The organism is Paenibacillus sp. B2(2019), assembly GCF_008370385.1.
Taxonomy (GTDB): domain Bacteria; phylum Bacillota; class Bacilli; order Paenibacillales; family Paenibacillaceae; genus Paenibacillus_AQ.
Map to the genome: position 1 here is coordinate 1 of NZ_VTZR01000017.1, position 16,838 is coordinate 16,838.

The following is a 16,838-nucleotide window of genomic DNA, read 5'->3' on the forward strand; positions in this document are numbered from 1 at the left end:
ACCTTATATCCTTCGAAATGCATGTTTTAGTCGAGCTTACGGACAAATGTATGCGAAAAACTGAACACAATGTGCTGATGGTAACGTAAACGAGCCAAATGTATGCGAAAAACCAAACACAATGTGCCGACGGTAACGTAAGCGAGTCAAATGTATGCGGAAAACCGAATACAATGTGCCGCCAGTAACGTAAACGAGCCGAATGTATGCGGAAAACCGAATACAATGTACCGACGCTAATGTAAGCGAGTCAAATGTATGCGAAAAACCGAATACAATGTGTCGCCAGTAACGTAAATGAGCCAAATGTATGTGAAAAACCGAATACAATGTGCCGACGGTAACGTATGCGAGCCAAATGTATGCGGAAAACCGAATACAATGTGCCGCCAGTAACGTAAACGAGCCGAATGTATGCGAAAAACCAAATACAATGTGCTGATGGTAACGTAAACGAGCCAAATGTATGCGAAAAACCGAATACAATGTGCCGACGGTAACGTAAGCGAGCCAAATGTATGCGAAAAACCGAATACAATGTGCCGCCAGTAACGTAAATGAGCCAAATGTATGTGAAAAACCAAATACAATGTGCCGACGGTAACGTAAGCGAGCTAAATGTATGCGGAAAACCGAATACAATGTGCCGACGGTAACGTAAGCGAGCCAAATGTATGCGGAAAACCGAATACAATGTGCCGCCAGTAACGTAAACGAGCCAAATGTATGCGAAAAATCGAATACAATGTGCCGATGGTAACGTAAACGAGCCGAATGTATGCGAAAAACCAAATACAATGTGCCGATGGTAACGTAAGCGAGCCGAATGTATGCGAAAAACCAAATACAATGTGCTGATGGTAACGTAAGCGAGCCAGCGCCGTTATCCGCCCCAAGTCACCCGGGAATAGGTTTATTATTAGGGAATAAGTGCAATATGGTCCGTCTCTCGGAACCTCACTACGAAGGTGTATATAGATACGATTATGGAATTACGGATGTACTCAGCTTGTAACTCTACTCTACCTCCAAGGAAGCCGTCAGGCGTTTTTCTTGCGTAGATGCAAAGATCGATCATAATCATCAAGCATAACGCAATCCGCTTAAAGACTTTTGCCAATACTTTTGATGAACGATTGATTCTATGGTCTGAAGCTGCATAATTCTGATGAAGTTTATGTTCTCCAAATATGTGAAGGGCAGTTGCTGTTTTTTGACTCCTGATTAAAGACTTAAAAGTGTATCTATAGTAAACTGAATGTAAAGTGCCCACGGTATAATGGGTATAATTTGTTGAAAAGCTCTTCGGATGAAGAGTTTTTTCCATTTTACAGAAAAGAATGTGATATGTTATGCAGCTTCGGGCTAGTCTTCAGAAGAAAAGATTGCTGGAGAAATATCTTTCTGGGGAGGGGATGGATTATCGGCAAATTATAGCTTTATTTATTCCAATTCTGATTGATCAGGCCTTCATTATTGGACTTAATCTGGTAAATACCGCAATGATCAGCTCGTCCGGGATGGCGGCGGTCAGTGCAGTGAATATGGTGGATTCGCTGAATATTTTTCTGATCAATGTGTTCGTGGCGGTTGCAACCGGGGGGACAGTGGTAGTCGCGCAGTATAAAGGGAGCGGAAACGACCGGATGGTGTCCCAGGCTACGGCGGCTTCGGTCGCTTCGGTGTCGCTGATCGCTTTGGGAATCGGTCTGCTCCTGATGGGCTTCCATACTCCTATATTGAACCTTTTGTTCGGAACCGCCTCACCCGAAGTGCTGGACAATGCCCGCATCTACCTGATCGGCAGCAGTATTTCATATCTGGGCATCGCGGTGGTTCAGGCGGTATGCGGAGCTCTGCGAGGTGTGGGCAAGACACGGGCTTCTTTGATGCTGTCGCTCATCATGAACCTGCTGTATGTTATTCTGAACGTGGTCTTCATTAACCTGTTGCACATGGGTGTGCTGGGGATGACGCTTGCGATTAATATCGCGCGGTATGCAGGTATGGTTTGTGCCCTGGTGTATCTGTTCAAGGTGGATACGGCCCTGCGGGTGCGTTTTCGTGACCTATTCCGAATCCCTCTGACCATGCTGCGGAGAATCATGTTCATCGGCGTGCCGTTCGCGGCGGAGCAGATGTTCTTCAACGGAGGTAAACTGCTTACTCAGGTGTTTATTGTCAGCCTAGGCACTTATGCCATTGCGACCAATGCCATTGCCGGCTCGCTGGCTCTGGTGTTTCAAATTCCAGCCAGCGCGCTGTCACTAACTATTGTAACGGTGGTCGGCCAATGTATCGGGCGAGGGAATGTCTCTGAAGCCAGAAAGTTCATCAAGTCCTTTCTCTGGATCGGGTCAGGGTCTTTGGCGTTGATCGCCTTGATTCTGATGCCGCTATTCCACCCGCTGGTATCGATCTTTTCCCCACCTTCCGAGATCATTGATGATCTGTTTGTGGTGCTGCTGGTGAATTCCATTGCCCAAGTTCCGCTGTGGGCCGCCAGCTTTATTTTGCCGTCCGCACTGCGGGCAGCGGGAGATTCCCGCTTCACCTCAATTACCTCAATGCTGACGATGTGGCTATTTCGGGTAATTTTTGGATACATCCTTGGGATCGTACTGGGCTACGGCGTCATGGGTGTCTGGCTGGCGATGAACTGCGAGTGGGCCGTTCGCGGGGGCATTTTTCTGTGGCGCTTCAGGGGCGAAAAGTGGTTTGCACACAAGCTGATTTAGAATTGTTGTTAAGGATACGTACTACCTAAGCCAGCTGACGGAAACGTTGCTCTTTTATATTAAAAACGTAAATATACAGCACAGGGCAGCGTTTCTCATATTTACTTGAGAATTGCTGCCCTCCGTTTTGGTTATCGAATGCTTGCTTTAGCTGATTATGTTTACAATTGGGTCAGTCGCGATTCTAGAAAATTCTCCGATTCCATCTATTCAGCTTGGCACTGCCCCCTCTGATTTCTGCGCTCGGAATTCCTTCCTTTTGAAACAAATTAAAAGACAAGTCAGTAACAACACACAGATTAACGTTGCTGTATGAGTAAAACTACTATTCCAAAACATAATCTGAACATTCATTAAGGAATGGACGCCAATCACGAAAAATAGATTCTTGGTTAAGACATAGAGTAATGAGAATATGACCCCTAGAATTACTAGTACGATAAAATCATAAACAAAATCCATTCCGACTAATCCTGAATAGATCCGATTTGGGATATGTATAGCGGCAAAGATCGATTGTGAGATAAGCATTGCATAACCAATGCGTGAAGTATTGTTACTGACTTTTTTTAATAAGAGATAGATTTGAACTAGCAGAAAGCCCCGAAACAAGACTTCTTCCAGTAAAGCATTTCCGAAAATCTGACCCAGGAATTCACCAAAGACGACGTTCGAATTCGTAAAGATATCATTATTGAATGTTAAACTTGAGTGAGTCAGTGATATCATACCTAAATCAACAATGTTAATTGCGAGCCAAAATAGAAAAGTGCCGATAAGTCCTGCTAATAACTTATTTTTTGTTAACCCCAAATCCTTAGGTGATAATTTAGCTATTATACATAAGAAAATAACCACTTCTAACACAAGACCGAACAGATTTGCAGCTAACGTTTCGTTGATCCATCCGTTTGTGCTTTTGGCAATAACGCTTAAAGTTCCATTTGCAAAAAGGACAAGGTTAACCGTTAGAGTGAAGAGAATATGAATAAAAATGAGACTGACGATAAAGCGTATTGATGTAGGCTTAACTTTAACAATCGATAGCTCCTCAGTTACTTTATTGCGCAGCATGATTTGTAATCCTCCTTTGGTTTTACCCGAGCATTGCGTATTCTAGAGCGTTATTTATAATACATAATTTTCCAAATGATATCTGAGATTTACTATATTCTTTAAGTGCCCGGCTTCACCATTACAAAAATCATATATTCTCACGTTATCCTTAACTCCGTCTCAGATTGACAGATGAAGGGGCACTGGCTATACTTGAAATGTTAAAATGTAAATCGGATAAAACGTTGATGAAAATGAAGTACGCCGGAGGATGGCTTGATCAGAGAACAGGTTCCTTTACGAAAGCATTTCGTAATGGCTGTGAGAACCTTGAAGACAGGCCGGTGGAAAGCTAATTTCGGAGTGTGAGATCACAAACTCACCGGGGGCACCCGTTATCAGCCGCGACAAGGCGATCGCCCTTTAACTTTCCCGTAAATTGGGTCAAGGCGATAACCAGGGTGGTACCGCGATATTAATCGTCCCTGAATTATTCAGGGGCGTTTTTTTGTTTTTATTTTTTAGAAAATTTGTACAATCTGGCGCATGAGCCGAATTAAAAAGATGAGACGGGAGCTGTAAACAATGAAAGCAAGTGAAATTCGTTCCAAATGGCTTAAGTTTTTTGAAAGTAAAGGTCACAAGATTGAACCTAGTGCATCTCTCGTACCGCATAACGATCCTTCGCTGTTGTGGATCAACGCAGGTATGGCACCGCTGAAAGCATACTTCGATGGCCGTGAGATTCCTGAGAATCCGCGCCTGACGAACTCGCAGAAATGTATTCGTACCAATGATATCGAGAATGTAGGGAAGACACGCCGTCACCATACATTCTTCGAAATGTTAGGTAACTTCTCTATCGGCGATTATTTCAAAGAAGAAGCTATCACATGGGCTTGGGAATTCTTGACTGGCAAGGAGTGGATCGGCTTCGATCCAGAACGTATCTCCGTAACTGTGTATGCTGAGGATGAAGAGGCATTCAAGCTGTGGAATGAAAAAGTGGGCTTGCCAGCAGAACGCATCATTAAGCTGGGTGATGAGAACTTCTGGGATATCGGCGAAGGCCCTTGTGGTCCTTGTTCGGAAATCTTTTATGACCGCGGCGAAGCTTATGGCAGCGACATGAGCGATCCAGAAATGTATCCAGGTGGAGAAAACGAACGTTGGCTCGAAGTATGGAACCTTGTGTTCTCACAATTCAACCATAACAAGGATGGCAGCTATACGCCGCTTCCGAACAAGAACATTGATACCGGTGCTGGACTGGAGCGTTTTGCATCCATTCTTCAAGATGTAGATTCCAACTTCGATACCGATTTGTTCCAACCGATTATTCAAAAAACCGCTGAGCTTGCTGGTGTAACTTATAAAGATAATGTTGAGCAGGATATCGCGCTTAAAGTTATCGCTGACCATGTGCGTACCGTTACTTTTGCCGTAGGGGATGGAGTGCTTCCTTCTAATGAAGGTCGTGGTTATATTATCCGACGTTTGCTACGCCGTGCTGTTCGTTACGGAAAGACCCTGGGTCTGGATCGTCCGTTCCTGCATGAGTTGACGGAAACCGTTGGTGAGATTATGGGTGTGTATTATCCATCCGTTGTCGAGAATCGGGAATATATCGCCAAGATTATCCGTACAGAAGAAGAACGTTTCCATGAGACATTGTCTGATGGATTGGCTATCTTGGGTGAGATCAGCGCTAAAGCAAAAGTAGATGGGCACAGCACGATTGCTGGAGCTGATGCATTTAAGCTATATGACACTTACGGATTCCCATTTGACCTGACTGAAGATTTCGCAGCAGAGCAAGGATTAACTGTAGACCGTGAAGGCTTCGATGCCGCTATGCAAGAACAGCGTGATCGTGCAAGAGCTGCACGTCATGACGGTGGCAGCATGAAGATCCAAGGTGGCGCATTAGCGGATCTGACGGTTAAAAGTGAATTTGTTGGATATAATGACTCGGTAACAGAGTCGAAAATCATGGCTATTGTTGTGGGTGATGAATTGGTCGATACCGCTGGCGAAGGCGCCCAGTGCCAAGTAATTCTTGAGGCAACACCGTTCTATGCTGAAAGTGGTGGACAAGTGAGTGACACAGGTCTGCTTACTGGCGGTTCAGTTACAGCTAAGGTTAAAGGATTGTTCAAGGCTCCACATGGTCAACATGTACATTTGGTAACTGTGGAAGCTGGAGAATTGAAAGTAGGCGAATCGGTTCGCGCTGAAGTGGATCGTGCACAGCGTGAAGATATCGTGAAGAACCATACAGCTACTCATCTACTGCATAAAGCGCTCAAAGAGGTTCTTGGCGGTCATGTCAACCAAGCAGGATCTTTAGTAGAAGGTGCACGTTTACGGTTTGACTTCTCCCACTTCGGAGCGATTACACCGGAAGAACTAAGCGACATCGAGCATCGTGTGAATGCACAAATTTGGCGTGGCCTTGATGTGGTCATTGAGAATAAGCCAATTGATGAAGCTAAGGCTATGGGCGCCATGGCATTATTTGGTGAAAAATATGGCAATATTGTCCGTGTCGTTCAAGTCGGCGATTACAGCCTTGAGCTTTGTGGTGGATGCCATGTATCCAACACGTCTCAAATTGGAATTTTCAAGCTGCTTAGCGAAAGTGGTATTGGTTCCGGAGTGCGCCGTATCGAAGCAGTGACTGGACGTTACGCTTATCAGTTCACTGAGAGCCAACTGGATCTGCTCAAGCAATCTGCGGGTCTACTGAAGTCTTCTCTGAACGACGTTCCAAAACGGATTGAAGCATTGCATAACCAAGTGCGTGAGCTTTCGCGTGAGAATGAATCCTTGCAATCTAAGCTTAGCGCAACATTTGCCGCTGAACTAACAAGCAGTGTGAAGACGGTTGGTGCAGGTACACAGCTTCTTGCTGTTGCTGTTCAAGCAGGAAATATGGACGCTCTGCGTTCTACTGCAGATGAATTGAAATCCAAGCTCCCGGATGCTGTACTTGTTCTGGGTGCTGCCATGGACGATAAGGTGAACTTTGTTGTAGCTGTACCACAGGATTTGGTGAAAAAGGGCTTCCACGCTGGTAAGATCGTTAAAGAAGTCGCAGCAGTATGCGGTGGCGGCGGTGGCGGACGTCCAGATATGGCACAAGCTGGTGGTAAAGATGCCTCCAAGCTTGGCGAGGCACTGGCTAAAGCAGAAGAATTTGTGGCTTCCCTAGCATAAATAAAAATTACGAAACTATTTCTTAATTTAAACGTATTACGAAAAAACATAGCGGTACTGAGAGTTTGACATCAGTACCGCTACTCTTTATTAACAGGTGGTTAGATTTTCATGAATAGTTGTGCTTGACAATAGCTTAAAAGCCAAAAATATCATTATTTTTGTAGAGGAAATGCCAAAAAAAGCGTTATTCCACGCGCAGGATTTCCTCGTTGGGCTATGAATATGTTATGATAAAGGAAGCAAGTGAGCTGCACAGTAGCAACTTTGCGAAGCCGCCCTTTTAGGGTGATTTTGCAGAAGGAAGGTGTCACAAATGGACTCCATGGACAAAACGGTCAAATTCAATGTGAAGGGCGACGAAAAGGAAGCTTCTCCCCAGGAAATATTGCTCGCTGTATACGATGCACTGGTGGAGAAAGAGTATCATCCGATCAATCAGATCGTAGGGTATCTACTTTCCGGAGACCCAGCTTACATTCCGCGTCATAACAATGCGAGAAGTTTGGTCCGGAGAAAAGAACGTGATGAGCTGATTGAAGAGCTGGTTAGATTCTACCTCGTCAATCACAAGGTGGATAATCCCAGATGATGAAGAAGTTAGGATTGGATTACGGCGACCGTAGAATCGGTGTAGCCACAAGCGATGTTTTTGGATGGACGGCACAAGCTCTTGAAACGATTGAGCGCCGCGGTACTGGTAATGAGTTCGAACGTATTCGTGAACTTGTTACGGAGCACGAAATTGGAGAGATTGTAGTTGGTCTACCGAAGAATATGAACGGCTCAGTAGGACCCCGGGGCGAAATCTGCATAGAGTTCGCTGACAAGCTACGGGAGCAATTTGCAATGCCCGTACACCTTTGGGATGAGCGTCTGACGACGGTATCCGCAGAGCGGGTGCTGATTGAAGGGGACGTCAGCCGGAAGAAACGCAAAGGGATTGTGGACAAAATGGCTGCAGCCCTGATTTTGCAAAATTTTTTGGATGCTAACAGTAAAAGGTGAGGGGTGCGAGGATATGACAAACGAACAGATTGGCCAAGAGGAAGAACCGGAAATTATCTATATTCCTGATGAGGAAGGTAATGAAGAGGAATTCGAGGTCATTATGAAGTTTGAGGTTGATGGCTCGGACGCTAAGTACATGATGGTAGTTCCGCTTGATTCCGAGGACGAGGAAACCGATGAGGTTTATGCGTTCCGTTATGTGGAAGAAGGCGACGATCTTCAATTGTTCATGATCGATAATGACGAGGAGTGGGCGATTGTCGAAGAGACTTTCAACACACTGGTTGACGAGTTGGACGGAGGATCTGAGAATGACTGATGTATCCGCTGATCAAGCGGTATGGACTTCGCGGCTTAAGGAAGCCTATGGAGAAACAGTAGAACTGGAAGATGAGCAGGGCAAGTCTTCCATTTACGATATTATCGCCGAGTTTGAAGTCGGTGGTATTGGCTATGCGGTGCTGAAAGGCACCGGTAAAGACGTGGAATATGAAATTCTGCGTATCGTTGTCTCTCCTAACGGACTTCCGGAGCTAGAGAACATCGTGGACGATGAAGAGTGGGAAGACATCTCTGAGCTATATGATGAGATGACTTTTCCAGTGGACGATGCAGAATAAACTTTAAACATGTACGTTACATTTATGATGAGTACGGAAGAGGGCGGAGAATTCCGCGCTCTTTTTGCTTGGAATACGATCAATATAATTAAAACAACAATCATGATCATGAAATATGTATTGAATTTTAAGTAGTACACTTTTATACTTTATAGTCGGAAAGTGAGGAACCTGACTTGAAATCCGCAATCCGTACTGTGCTTATTGTTATTCTTTTGCTGGTAGCAGCAGGAGGCGGAGGCGCTTGGTACATTTGGAACGGGATGCAGCCGGTAGAACCTGCAGGACCTGCCGTAACATTTACGATAGAGAAGGGCATGGGCAGCGCTGAAATTGCTGATCTGCTCGAACAAAATGGCATTATTCGGAACAGTCTTTTTTTTAAGGGATATTTGAAATGGACCAAAGAAGGTTCCAGCTTCAAAGCTGGTACTTATGTTGCAAGTCCAGGAGACACCTATGACGAGCTCATCGAGAGGTTAAATGCGGGTGATGTTGTAAAGGAAGAGACCGTAACTTTTACGATTCCGGAAGGATATACTGCTGAGCAGATTGCCAAGAAGCATGCTGAGGCTTGGAATCAGGATGCTGCTATTTTTCTCGAAATAATGGATACCGGTGCGGGCTTGAAGGGAATTGATGTTCTAGGTATCCCGCAGAATAAGAACCTTCGTCATCGGCTTGAAGGGTATTTGTTCCCTGAAACGTATGAACTAGCCAAGGATAGTACGCCACAGGAAGTTGTAGAGGCATTATTGGATCAGTTCCAGAAGAAACTGGACACGATTCCGAATTGGAAGCAAAAGCTAGAAGCACGTGGAATGACACTTCATGAGCTGTTGACAGTGGCCTCGTTAGTCGAGCGTGAGGTTGTGGTAGATAGTGAACGACCACTAGTTGCTGGCGTGATTTATAACCGCTTAAAGAAAGAGCAGAAGCTGGAGATTGATGCTACGGTTCAATATTTGCTCGACAAACAGAAGGAAAGACTGTTATATAAAGATTTGGAAGTTGACAGTCCTTATAATACGTATAGAAATATTGGGCTTCCTCCGGGACCTATTAGTAATCCGGGGCTGGCCTCCATTCAGGCGGCACTTGAACCTGAGGCATCTGAATACTACTTCTATGTGACTAAGAAAGATGGTACACAGGGCCATTTGTTTGCTAAGACCTACAAGGAACATTTAGCCAATATCGAAAAAAGTAAGCAAGAATCGAAATAAAATATTAAAATGAAGAGTGGTGCGGTTGAAATAACTGTACAAGTAGGAGGTACAACATGATTAACAAACCGGAATTGCTGGCGACAGCAGCATCCTTAGAGGAAGCTGCTGCTTTGCTGGATGCCGGAGCAGATGCATTGCTCATCGGGGATGACCGTTTTGGCATGCGTCTTGCCGGACATTTTTCTCTGGAGGATACAGCTGCTGTTGTAGAAATGGCACATGCGCGTGGCTGCAAAGTATATGCTGGACTAGGTGGACTCATGTCCAACCTTCTTCTCGAAGAGCTCCCTGCCTATGTGAAGGCTATAGGTGAACTTGGTGTTGACGGTGTTGAGTTCGGTGATCCTGCTGTGTTAACCACAGTGAAGAAGGAAGCACCGGGCATGAATCTGCATTGGAATGCGGAAATGACCTCTACCAATTACGCAACCGCGAATTATTGGGGGCGTAAAGGTGCTTCTCGCGTCGTTCTTGCCCGTGAGCTGAATATGGATGAAATGACGGAAATGGTTCCGCTTTTAGAGGTAGAGGCACAGGTTCAGGTTCACGGCATGACCAATATATACCATTCCAAGCGTAAGCTTGTAGAAAGCTATATGTCACATCAAGGACGTCCAAGCGAGGGCGGCAGTCTTGGTAAGGAACGTGGTCTATTTTTGATCGAGGCAGAACGAGATGACCAAAAGTTCCCAATCTATGAAGACGAGAACGGTACACATATTATGAGTTCGGAAGATATTTGTATTTTGGAGGATCTTCATATCCTTATGGCTGCAGGCGTACAGAGTTTTAAGATTGAAGGATTGTTGAAATCAACAGCGTATAATGTGGCGGTTGTTAAGACTTATCGCAAAGCTATTGATCTCTATGTAGCTGATCCAGAAGGATATTCTTTCCAAGAGGATTGGATGGAAGCTATCAGAACGCTGCAGGATCCAGAACGGGAGCTAAGCTTCGGATTTTTCTATAAAGAGCAAGTATATTAAGTTTAATTTAATGAGAGTTTTTTAGTTCCCCGCAAAGACTAGGTGCAGTAATCATGCATAGACATCACTTTGTGGGGCGATGGAGGGGAGAACAGGAATGGGAACCATGACAAAGCCGCAATACAAGGGCAAACGTTACCGTCTGGACAAACCGGAGCTCCTAGCTCCGGCCGGTAATTTGGAGAAATTAAAATTCGCAGTACACTATGGTGCGGATGCTGTTTATATCGGAGGGCAGAAATACGGTTTGCGTTCAGGAGCAGACAATTTCAGCTTTGAGGAAATGCGTGAAGGTGTTGAATTCGCCAAGAAATACGGCGCTAAGGTATTTGTTGCAACGAACATTTATGCTCACAATGAAGATGTCGCAGGGATTGAAGAATATCTGCGTAACTTATATGAAGTTGGCATTGCTGCTATTATCGTTGCTGATCCGGTCATTGTTGATACAGCACGCCGCTTAGTTCCTGGATTAGAGGTACATTTGAGTACTCAGCAGTCTACACTGAACTGGCAAGCGGTATCCTTCTGGAAAGAAGAGGGTTTGCCACGTGTAGTACTCGGACGTGAGACGAGCCTGGAAGAGATCGCTGAGATTAAGAAGCATGTTGACATTGAAATCGAGAGCTTTATCCATGGTGCGATGTGCTCTTCATACTCCGGTCGATGTGTATTATCCAATCACTTTACAGACCGTGACTCCAATCGTGGAGGCTGCTGTCAGTCATGCCGTTGGAAATATGATTTGTTCGAGGATGCGCGTCCTGAAGGCACTTGGGTGTCAGAAGAAGATCAAGCTGAAGCAGAAGTACAATCTCCGGCACCTTTGCTTCCGGGTGTAACTCAGATTCCACTGCATCAGCAAGGAGATAATCCATTCTCCATGGGATCTAAGGATTTGTGCATGCTGGAAAGTATCCCTGAACTCATTGAAGTAGGCATTGACAGCTTCAAGATCGAGGGACGAATGAAGTCGATTCACTATGTAGCTACTGTAGTTAACGCTTATCGTAAAGCTATTGATGCTTACATGGCTGATCCGGAAGGGTACGAGTTGAAGCAAGAGTGGCTGGATGAGCTGAATAAAGCGGCGAATCGTCCGCTTAACACAGGGTTCTTCTATGATACTCCGGATCATGAAGATCATATCTATGAGCCTGAAGAAAAAGCCGCTCCTTATGATTTTGCCGGACTTGTACTAGAATACGATGCTGAGAGTGGAATGGCGCTCATTCAGCAACGCAATCACTTCAAGCCAGGGCAGGAAGTTGAATTCTTCGGACCCAATGATACATTCTTTAAGCAGACTGTAGCGGAATTGTGGGATGAAGCAGGCAACCCGCTTGACGCAGCTCGTCATCCTCTGCAACGTGTCCGCATGAAGGTAGATCAGCCGGTAGCATACTTTGATATGATGCGTAAGAGAAAATCTTAATAAGATACAGGGATGTTCTTTCTATAAGAGCATCCCTGTTTTTCTTTTGACAAAGCTAACAATAAGATATATATATTAGTAACTAACAAATAAATCCAAAAGGAGGGTAGAACGAAGGGAGTTTTTTTGTTTCAGAATACATAGGTTAAAAGTTATAAAAAAAGTATAGTAAAGCTAAGAAAAAAGGCCTAATAAACCGATATATAATATGGTTAGCGCTTTCATATGTCCTCTAATATTAGCGGGTAGATGATCATGATGGGGATCCTGATTAAGATAGTATTAGTGAAAAGCATAAAGAGAGAAGGTTAGAGAGATGAAGAAGAACAATAAAAAATCCGTAAATGTACAGAGCAATGAAGTAGGTACAGGAAAGACTTCAAAGTTAGATGCTAAGAAAATGATGTTGGGTTGGGGAAGCCAAATCAAGAGAGTTAATCCTATCCAATCCGTCGGTGTGAAGTTATTTCTAATATTCTTATGTTCCACTGTAATCGTAGTTATGTCACTTGGACTTATATCTTATTCGAAGGCAAAAACAACGATAAAGAATAACGTATCCGAAGCCTACCGCCAGACTATTGTTCAGACTGCTGAGAAGCTGGATATTACCTTGAAGCAATATGAGAATACGGTATTGCAGCTCTTTTTTGATGTGCAGTTGCAAACGGATCTTAGATCAATGGCTACTGCACAAACTGCTTACGAGAAATTTGAAGCAACAAGCTCAATAAGTAAGAAATTGTCCAATCAGACTACAACAGATTCTAATATTCTCAGTGTCGCATTGATTCCCGAGTCACTTGAACAGGAAATTGTTACATCTGGCAGTGGTGGCATTTATTTTGATGGATTACGAGAACAAGAATGGTTCAAGAAAATTGTGGCCGATTCTAAAGAATATAATTCTTATTATTCAGACGCTAACAATAACGACTCTAAAAATATTTGGTTTTCAACCTCTCTTCAAGGAGCGGAAGAAAAAGATATTGCTTTGGTAAGATCTCTTAAAAGTCTGGGAGCAGATAAAGGATACATGATTATGCTTGTGTTGAAGAATACACTGCTGGAAGAATCTTTCGCAAGTGTGAAGCTGGGAGACGGCTCCCGTATTCAACTTGTGTCTCCGCAAGGTACAGTAGTGGCTTCTTCTAATCCGCTAGACGATGGAAAGTCATCGGAGTTTTCTTTTATCAAAGAGAGTAAGAAAAATAATAATAGCCTAGAAGCTAAAGATCCAAACGGAAAAGAAATTCTGGCGGTCTTTAATCCGATGATGCGGGCAGATTGGAAGCTCGCAGGTGTAGTTCCTACAGAAGAACTAGTGAAGGAAGCCCGTCCGATTCTGTTGACGACGTTCATTACGGCTGCCGGTGCGGCATTGCTTGCGATATTTATTGGGATTTGGATGGTTCGTATGATTGCTCGCCCTCTGGCACGATTGAAGGATCTTATGGTTCAAGGTGCAAGCGGAGATTTAAGTGTACGTACAGAATATGTGTCTAAGGATGAGATTGGACAACTATCAGCCTCCTTTAACTTGATGATGGAGCGTATTACTGAGCTTGTATCGCAAACTAGAGAAACTGCACGAGATGTGCTAGAGACCGCTGGTGAGCTTGGAGAAGCTTCGCGTAAGACAGCTATTTCCGCGAAGGAAATAGCTGCCGCTACGGAAGAAATTGCTGGAGGAGCAGGCAGTCTGGCACTTGAAGCTGAACGTGGTAATGAGCTTACAGATGTGATAGCTACGCAAATGCAGACCGTGATTAGTGCCAATAGTGAGATGGATGAGGCAGCACGCGGGGTTGGAGAAGCTAGTGCTCAAGGTGCCAAGCAATTAACGGATTTACTGGATCAAACTAGCCGTACTGGAGAAAAGACAGGTGCGCTTGTAGAACGTGTTAACAATTTGAAAGAAACAGTATTCTCAGTGATTAAGGTGCTGGATGTGATGAAGAGTATCACACAGCAGACGAATATTTTATCATTGAATGCGACGATAGAAGCCGCACGTGCAGGCGAAGCTGGCAAGGGCTTTATGGTGGTAGCAGGTGAGGTAAGACAGCTTGCCGACCAATCGAAGCAGTCTATTGCTCTTGTAGCCGGAATCACCGACAAGATCATAACGGAAATGAACGAAACAGAAGCTGTATTAGCTGAAGTGGCACCTCTCTTTAAAGAGCAAATAAGCTCAGTGAAGAGCACGAGCGATATCTTTGTATCCGTAAAAGGACAGATGGATGAGTTCATTACTAGTCTGGAATCGGTGACAACAGCGATCAGTAGCTTGAATCATTCACAGGTTGTGTTGTCGGAAGCCATGGGTAACGTAAGTGCTGTAGCTGAGCAATCATCAGCGACTTCAGAAGAAGTGGCTTCACTCAGTAATGAACAGCAAAGTGTAAGTGATCAACTCGTTTCATTGTCAGGTAAGCTGGAAAGTGCTTCAGGACAGTTAAAGGACAAACTGTCATTATTCACGATAAAATAAGTGGGTCCCTAACTAATTTTTTTATGATTTACATAACAAAACCGCTTCTTCGTTATGAGGAAGCGGTTTTGTTATTGTGTAAAGAAGGACTTCCCCGTATAATAATTTTGTTAGGTAAATAATAATAACAAGTTAGGTAAAAAAGGGTTAAGGAGAAGGACCGTATGAAAGGTAAACGCATCTTTGGCTGGTGGTCCGTTATCGGGGACATGAGTATGGAACGCAAGCTGCTCCTCGTCTTTTTAATAATTATTACCCTTCCGCTTACCTTCATTAGTGTGTTTACTTATAAGAGTTATTCAGAATCTATTCAGGGCAACACCATTGCTTATTCTGAGAAGTTAATCGATCAAATGATGGATGGAGTAGATGATTATATCGAAGATATGAAGCGTATTTCATCTATGCCAGCCTATGTGAACGATATTAAACAAAATTTAATTCGTTCAAACCACTACCATGAGCAGAAAGAGATCATGAGTGGCGAATCAGGCAGTGCTACATTGTTACCTGGAGATTTTGATTTACTGTTGTCCATTCAGCGGGGCATAGAAGGCAACATTTCATTTATTAACAATATTAAGCGAGGCGCGAACACGGTTTATATTTTTGACGCGCATGGGAATGGTTATTATTCTGCCAAGGATGGTGGAGTACGGCTCGACCTCGATCAAAGCTATAAGTACTGGAGTCAGCAGACGAAGGATTCCAGCGGAGAGGCCCTTTTGTTTGGTACCCAATCATTTACGAGTAATTTGCAGAGCACTCGATATGCTTTTACCGTTGTTCGCAAAATCGTGGATGGTTTGTTAAATCCGATTGGGCTGATCGCGGTTGAAGCGAATATTAGCAATTTGGAGAATCGGGTTACGGAGCTGGATAAAGTAACGCATGGCAAATCTCTGATCGTTGATGAGATGGGGATGGTCGTCTACGACAGTGACAAAAAACTTCTTGCCACGGATGTATCTGATTCAGAGCTATTCAAAAGAGTCGATGGGAAATCCGGAAGTTTCTATGATACAGTCAACGGAAAAGAATTTCTAAATATTTACTCAAGCTCTAGCAAGACCAATTGGAAGGCTATTATTTCGATTCCTGTAGATGTGCTAATGCGGGATGTGAAGGTAACCCGTAATACAACGCTCGCTGCTACATTAAGTATCATTGTACTTGCGTTAATTATCTCCATTATCCTTTCCTTTGCACTCACTAAGTCATTATCGCAGATGATTCAACTGATGAAAAAGGTTCAGGGCGGCGATCTAGATGTGATGTTTAGGGTTAGACGGCGTGACGAGATTGGTCTGCTCGGGCATCAGTTTAATCGAATGCTGGCTCGGATCAGGCAGTTGATTCAGGACATCTACCGAATTGAAGAACAGAAGAAGGAAGCGGAGCTTCACGCTCTGCAGAGTCAGATTAATCCTCATTTTATCTATAATACGCTGGAGTCGATCCGAATGACCGCTGAGCTCAATGATGATATTGAAGCTGCGGACATGATCTCAATTTTAGGTAAACTGCTACGGTATAGTACAAGTGATTTGAGCGGCAAAACGACAATGAAGCAAGAGCTTGGATATGTACGCAATTATGTTGAGCTGCTGAACTGTCGCTACCCTAATCGTTTCGTACTCGAGATCGACGTACCGAAGGAGCTAGATAATTACTCTATTATCAAGCTGGTCTTCCAGCCGATCATAGAGAATGCTGCTTATCATGGCTTGGATGATAATAAATCACAAATGCATTTAAGTATCCGTTGTGAGATGACTGAGCAAATGCTGTTCTTTCATATTAAGGACGATGGCTGTGGAATGGATAAGATCACTTTGGAGAGATTGAACGATGGGCTGCAGAAAGAAAGTCCTCCTAAGAAAAGTATCAATGGGGGCATTGGTATGAAAAATATACAGCAGCGAGTGCGCCTTCATTATGGAGCGGCTTTTGGAATTGAGGTATATAGTGAGCTTGGACAAGGGACGGATGTTATTTTGTCGCTACCGTTGCTGGAACCGGAAATGATTAGATTATCTGACTGAAATAA

The 16,838-nt window shown here is 44.1% G+C and carries 12 protein-coding genes; 11 read left to right on the forward strand and 1 reads right to left on the reverse strand.

Annotated elements, in window-relative coordinates; all coding sequences use genetic code 11:
* Positions 1-1,352 precede the first annotated feature (1,352 nt).
* Positions 1,353-2,738: an MATE family efflux transporter gene (locus tag PAENI_RS14470; protein ID WP_149645788.1), complete on the forward strand. Its 1,386-nt coding sequence runs from the start codon at positions 1,353-1,355 to the stop codon at positions 2,736-2,738.
* Between the two features lie 210 nt (positions 2,739-2,948).
* Here the strand turns inward: PAENI_RS14470 and PAENI_RS14475 are convergent, their stop codons facing one another.
* Entirely contained in the window at positions 2,949-3,812 is an 864-nt protein-coding gene (locus tag PAENI_RS14475) for a CPBP family intramembrane glutamic endopeptidase (protein ID WP_149645789.1), read from the reverse strand.
* Positions 3,813-4,379: 567 nt separating this feature from the next.
* Between PAENI_RS14475 and alaS the strand changes: the two genes are divergently transcribed.
* The 10 genes from alaS (at position 4,380) to PAENI_RS14525 (ending at position 16,833) form a co-directional block, all read left to right on the forward strand.
* Complete coding sequence (alaS, locus tag PAENI_RS14480) at positions 4,380-7,013, forward strand: alanine--tRNA ligase (protein ID WP_149645790.1); 2,634 nt, start codon at positions 4,380-4,382, stop codon at positions 7,011-7,013.
* Positions 7,014-7,329: 316 nt separating this feature from the next.
* Entirely contained in the window at positions 7,330-7,605 is a 276-nt protein-coding gene (locus tag PAENI_RS14485; protein ID WP_042125473.1) for an IreB family regulatory phosphoprotein, read from the forward strand.
* Entirely contained in the window at positions 7,605-8,021 is a 417-nt protein-coding gene (ruvX, locus tag PAENI_RS14490) for a Holliday junction resolvase RuvX (protein WP_042193474.1), read from the forward strand. Before PAENI_RS14485 ends, ruvX begins: the two co-directional genes overlap by 1 nt.
* A gap of 13 nt (positions 8,022-8,034) precedes the next feature.
* A complete protein-coding gene (locus PAENI_RS14495; protein ID WP_038569507.1) occupies positions 8,035-8,343 on the forward strand; it encodes a DUF1292 domain-containing protein in 309 nt (102 codons plus the stop codon).
* A complete protein-coding gene (locus tag PAENI_RS14500) occupies positions 8,336-8,644 on the forward strand; it encodes a DUF1292 domain-containing protein (RefSeq protein WP_076300046.1) in 309 nt (102 codons plus the stop codon). Before PAENI_RS14495 ends, PAENI_RS14500 begins: the two co-directional genes overlap by 8 nt.
* A gap of 176 nt (positions 8,645-8,820) precedes the next feature.
* Positions 8,821-9,870, forward strand: a complete 1,050-nt coding sequence (gene mltG / locus PAENI_RS14505) for an endolytic transglycosylase MltG (RefSeq protein WP_262495613.1) — start codon at positions 8,821-8,823, stop codon at positions 9,868-9,870.
* 56 nt (positions 9,871-9,926) lie between these two features.
* Positions 9,927-10,859, forward strand: a complete 933-nt coding sequence (locus PAENI_RS14510) for a peptidase U32 family protein (protein ID WP_076300045.1) — start codon at positions 9,927-9,929, stop codon at positions 10,857-10,859.
* A gap of 97 nt (positions 10,860-10,956) precedes the next feature.
* Positions 10,957-12,294 (forward strand): peptidase U32 family protein, encoded by a 1,338-nt coding sequence (locus PAENI_RS14515; RefSeq protein WP_076284268.1) that lies wholly within the window; start codon positions 10,957-10,959, stop codon positions 12,292-12,294.
* 316 nt (positions 12,295-12,610) lie between these two features.
* Positions 12,611-14,788 carry a methyl-accepting chemotaxis protein gene (locus PAENI_RS14520; protein WP_149645791.1) on the forward strand — a complete coding sequence of 726 codons (2,178 nt, stop codon included), beginning with the start codon at positions 12,611-12,613 and terminating at the stop codon, positions 14,786-14,788.
* 164 nt (positions 14,789-14,952) lie between these two features.
* Entirely contained in the window at positions 14,953-16,833 is a 1,881-nt protein-coding gene (locus tag PAENI_RS14525) for a cache domain-containing sensor histidine kinase (RefSeq protein ID WP_149645792.1), read from the forward strand.
* The last annotated feature ends 5 nt before the right edge of the window (positions 16,834-16,838 follow it).

What these genes read in the sequence shown, in the direction of transcription:
- alaS (WP_149645790.1), top strand. Translation starts at nt 4,380, where the DNA reads ATGAAAGCAAGTGAAATTCGTTCCAAATGGCTTAAGTTTTTTGAAAGT.
- ruvX (WP_042193474.1), top strand. Translation starts at nt 7,605, where the DNA reads ATGAAGAAGTTAGGATTGGATTACGGCGACCGTAGAATCGGTGTAGCC.
- PAENI_RS14470 (WP_149645788.1), top strand. Translation starts at nt 1,353, where the DNA reads ATGCAGCTTCGGGCTAGTCTTCAGAAGAAAAGATTGCTGGAGAAATAT.
- PAENI_RS14510 (WP_076300045.1), top strand. Translation starts at nt 9,927, where the DNA reads ATGATTAACAAACCGGAATTGCTGGCGACAGCAGCATCCTTAGAGGAA.
- PAENI_RS14515 (WP_076284268.1), top strand. Translation starts at nt 10,957, where the DNA reads ATGGGAACCATGACAAAGCCGCAATACAAGGGCAAACGTTACCGTCTG.
- PAENI_RS14525 (WP_149645792.1), top strand. Translation starts at nt 14,953, where the DNA reads ATGAAAGGTAAACGCATCTTTGGCTGGTGGTCCGTTATCGGGGACATG.
- PAENI_RS14475 (WP_149645789.1), bottom strand. Translation starts at nt 3,812, where the DNA reads ATGCTGCGCAATAAAGTAACTGAGGAGCTATCGATTGTTAAAGTTAAG.
- PAENI_RS14485 (WP_042125473.1), top strand. Translation starts at nt 7,330, where the DNA reads ATGGACTCCATGGACAAAACGGTCAAATTCAATGTGAAGGGCGACGAA.
- PAENI_RS14495 (WP_038569507.1), top strand. Translation starts at nt 8,035, where the DNA reads ATGACAAACGAACAGATTGGCCAAGAGGAAGAACCGGAAATTATCTAT.
- PAENI_RS14520 (WP_149645791.1), top strand. Translation starts at nt 12,611, where the DNA reads ATGAAGAAGAACAATAAAAAATCCGTAAATGTACAGAGCAATGAAGTA.
- PAENI_RS14500 (WP_076300046.1), top strand. Translation starts at nt 8,336, where the DNA reads ATGACTGATGTATCCGCTGATCAAGCGGTATGGACTTCGCGGCTTAAG.